The 2,983-nt window shown below is 55.3% G+C and carries 5 protein-coding genes and 1 pseudogene; all 6 read right to left on the bottom strand.

All coding sequences use genetic code 11. The features are described from left to right. Positions 1–45 precede the first annotated feature (45 nt). The gene (locus QMK33_RS23720; RefSeq protein ID WP_502867099.1) at positions 46–363 is read right to left on the bottom strand and encodes an integrase core domain-containing protein; all 318 of its coding nucleotides are present in this window, start codon (positions 361–363) and stop codon (positions 46–48) included. After that, positions 360–878: a DDE-type integrase/transposase/recombinase gene (locus tag QMK33_RS23715; protein WP_502867098.1), complete on the bottom strand. Its 519-nt coding sequence runs from the start codon at positions 876–878 to the stop codon at positions 360–362. Before QMK33_RS23715 ends, QMK33_RS23720 begins: the two co-directional genes overlap by 4 nt. A 145-nt stretch (positions 879–1,023) precedes the next feature. Next, positions 1,024–1,332: a transposase gene (locus QMK33_RS23220; RefSeq protein WP_283567013.1), complete on the bottom strand. Its 309-nt coding sequence runs from the start codon at positions 1,330–1,332 to the stop codon at positions 1,024–1,026. A gap of 76 nt (positions 1,333–1,408) precedes the next feature. Continuing rightward, complete coding sequence (locus QMK33_RS23215; protein ID WP_283567012.1) at positions 1,409–1,918, bottom strand: HEAT repeat domain-containing protein; 510 nt, start codon at positions 1,916–1,918, stop codon at positions 1,409–1,411. Further along, entirely contained in the window at positions 1,912–2,889 is a 978-nt protein-coding gene (locus QMK33_RS23210) for an RHS repeat domain-containing protein (RefSeq protein ID WP_283567011.1), read from the bottom strand. Before QMK33_RS23210 ends, QMK33_RS23215 begins: the two co-directional genes overlap by 7 nt. After that, a pseudogene (locus QMK33_RS23205) lies at positions 2,886–2,983 on the bottom strand (IS5/IS1182 family transposase); the annotation flags it as partial. The gene QMK33_RS23210 and the pseudogene QMK33_RS23205, both read right to left, overlap by 4 nt.

The following is a 2,983-nucleotide window of genomic DNA, read 5'->3' as shown; positions in this document are numbered from 1 at the left end:
AGGCGCAGGGCTTCGGCCCGGAAGGCGGCATCGTAACGCCGACGTTTAGTAGGTGGGGGGCTGTCTTTCATGAAGTTGGAAAGTTAAGGCCCTATTCTGTCCAGATTTACTCGACCACCTCATATTGAGGTGGTCGGGTGCCAGTGGACACGAAGCTAAGGTAGGTTGAAACGGTAGTGGAGTTCGATTTCGAGCGGAGTGTAGGCGCTGGGTGTTGTAGTAATGGTCCAAGTACTCAGCTAATTCGAAGCGGGCTTCTTCCAGGTCGGCAAAGCAGGCCCCACGCGGTAATAGTTCGGTTTTGAGCGTGCTCCAGCCACTCTCAGCCAAGGCGTTATCGTACGGATTACCGGGCCGGCTCAGGCTGGCAATGGCCTGGGTGCGGTCCAGCAGCGTAGTAAAGGCCTCGCTGGTGTGTACTGGCTGCCGCGGTCGGCGTGCACGAGCAGGCCCGGTGGCGGTTGGCAGACGGCCACCGCCCGATTAAAAGCGGTCAGAATCAATTCCGTGTGCAGCGATTCGCTGACGTGCCAGCCGACCACGCGTCGGGAAAAGGCATCGCGCCAGCAGGCCAGGTAGGCCCAGTGGCCCGTAGCCAGGGCTAGGTAGGTGATATCGCCGACCCAGATTTGATTCGGGGCAGTGGCGACCGGCCAGGTAGCGAGTTTGTTGGCGGCAGCCACGGCCCGTGGGTCAGCCTGGGTAGTGCGCGGGGGGCGAGTACTGGCGCGGGTGCAGAGGGCACGTAACCCACTGGCGCTAAGCCAGCTGCGTAGCCGCTGCCGGCCTACCGCATGGCCTTCGCGGCGCAGCTGGGCGCGCAGCCGGCGCTGGCCATAGCGGCCGGCATGGGTCGTAAATACCCGTTGGGCCGCCACCTGCCAAGCAAGCGGCGTTGGCTCGACGGCTACTATGCCTGGCGCTTGCGCCAGGCATAGTAGCCGCTGGCGCTGACGCACAACACCTGACACTGCTGCTGCACTGGCCAACAGGTAGCGTGTAAAGCAATGAAAGCGAAGCGTTTCATCGGCCCGTCGGTTGTGAAAAGATGGTCAGCGCTTTTTTTAAAATATCGCGCTCCATCTCGGCGCGGGCTAATTGGGTCCGCAACTGCTTGTTTTCCTGCTCCAGCGCTTCGCTGCCTGCTGGGCGTGCCGCTTGGCTGCGGGCGGCCCGCACCCACTTGCCCAAGACGGCCTCGCTCATGCCCAAGGCCTGCGCGACGCGCGTAGCCGCCTGTTCATCCTGCGTTACCCGGCGGACTGCTTCGAGCCGGAAGGCCGCATCATATTTAGTTCTAGGCCGTTTGCCGGCTGGTTTTGCTGCTTCCATGACAAGGGAAAGTTACTTTCGCCGTGTCCATTTTTACCCGACCACCTCAGGTCAGTAAGCGGTTGGGTATGACAGTTTAGTACAGCTTTATGCGCTGAATTTGCTCTTGAGCATGTTCTCGTATCACCTCATTGTCTGAATTGGCTAGACTTTTAATCATTTCCCTAGCTTCTTCATTATTAATTGAACCCAATGCCCAAAGACATTTACGAGCCAAGTCGAAAAACTCATCTTCTTCTAAGTAGGTAAAATGCATCGTTGCAGCCTTAAATAGACACTGGACAGAAGTAGTACTTTTTAGCCGTTGCAAGATAAGAGCAATATTTTCATGGCTCGTATGCCATTCAGCCACTAATAATCCTTCCAAAATTGGCAGAAAATCAGTGTCGGCCCCGTCATACGCGAGGACCATTGCAGGCCAGAGTTTATCATCGTCTTCCAGCTCGACGGCCTCGTTTAAGCATTCTAAAACGTAGGCCTTAGTTATGGGTACTGGATACAGTTTTTCAAATTCTTGTTGCGTTATTTTATTGCTTAGCAACTTAATAATGAGCGCTCTTTCTTGTTCGTTAATTGAATTTAACATGTATTTCGTCGGCTTACTTCTTGAAAATCAATAATATTTTCGTTGAAAATAGATAACGCTGGGCCCTTGCCGAGTGCTATTGTAGTCTGCTTGCCTTCCGTTTTGAAACGGGCGTTCGTCAGGTTCCATTTTTGGCCTTTTTCTAGCTTAGGAAGATGAGAATAGGCTGCCTGAGTGCCTTTTGATACATCGCGAACGCCTATATTCTCAAGTGCCTGCGTGGTGCCAGGTTTCATTTTAAACTCGACCGTAACGCCATTATATGTTTCCGAATAGGCTCTTACTCGTGAGGTCGAGGTCTCACCGGTACCAGTTACCTTGCCCGTTTTATTTAACTGCTCAAAATGATCAAGGCTCATAGTACGATAATGCGTTTCCGGGTCGCTCGCCAAGCCGAAAGGGTCAAGCCAGGCGCTAGTGTTTCGGACGTAAGCATATAAAGCAGAACTTCCATTAAGCCGCAATGGGTCCTGGGAAATATACTGCCCAACTTCGGGGTCGTAGTAGCGGAAGCGGTTGTAATATAACCCCGTCTCCACATCCTCATACTGGCCCTGGTAGCGAAACGGGCAATCCTGCGGCTTGCCTCGCCCCTCCCGTACCCGTCCGTAGCAGTCTAACTGCGCCTGCCAGGTTTTTTCCCCCTGCGCATCGTAGAGTTCGAGCGGCGTACCCAGGTGGTCGCAGACTACGCTCTGCGCGCCCTGCCCCGTGAGCTTGGCCAGGGGGGCGAAACTTTCCTCTTCAAACAGCCAGGTCAGCACCTCGCCCACGCTGCCCGCGCCAGGGCCAACTTCCAACTCTGTCCACTCGTGCAGCGGCTTGTTGCCGTCCCAGACCCAGCGCGTGACCCGGCCCCGAAACCGCTTGCTCAGACGCCGGCCCAGCGCGTCATACGTAAAGCGGACCGCGTAGCCATCCGGACGCTGGACTTCGACTAAGTGCCTATCCGAATAGGGAAACAGCGTCACCCAAAAAGACAATTGTACCACGTAATTCGGGCGCAGGCAAAATGGAGCATGGCCAGGTAGTTTTCCGGCTTTTTGGCCCAGCGGATGAGCAGGT

This window comes from Hymenobacter sp. H14-R3, from assembly GCF_030063445.1.
In the GTDB taxonomy this organism is placed as follows: Bacteria; Bacteroidota; Bacteroidia; order Cytophagales; family Hymenobacteraceae; genus Hymenobacter.
The sequence above is the reverse complement of the archived record's forward strand: the minus strand, read 5'-3'. Positions and strand labels throughout refer to the sequence as shown.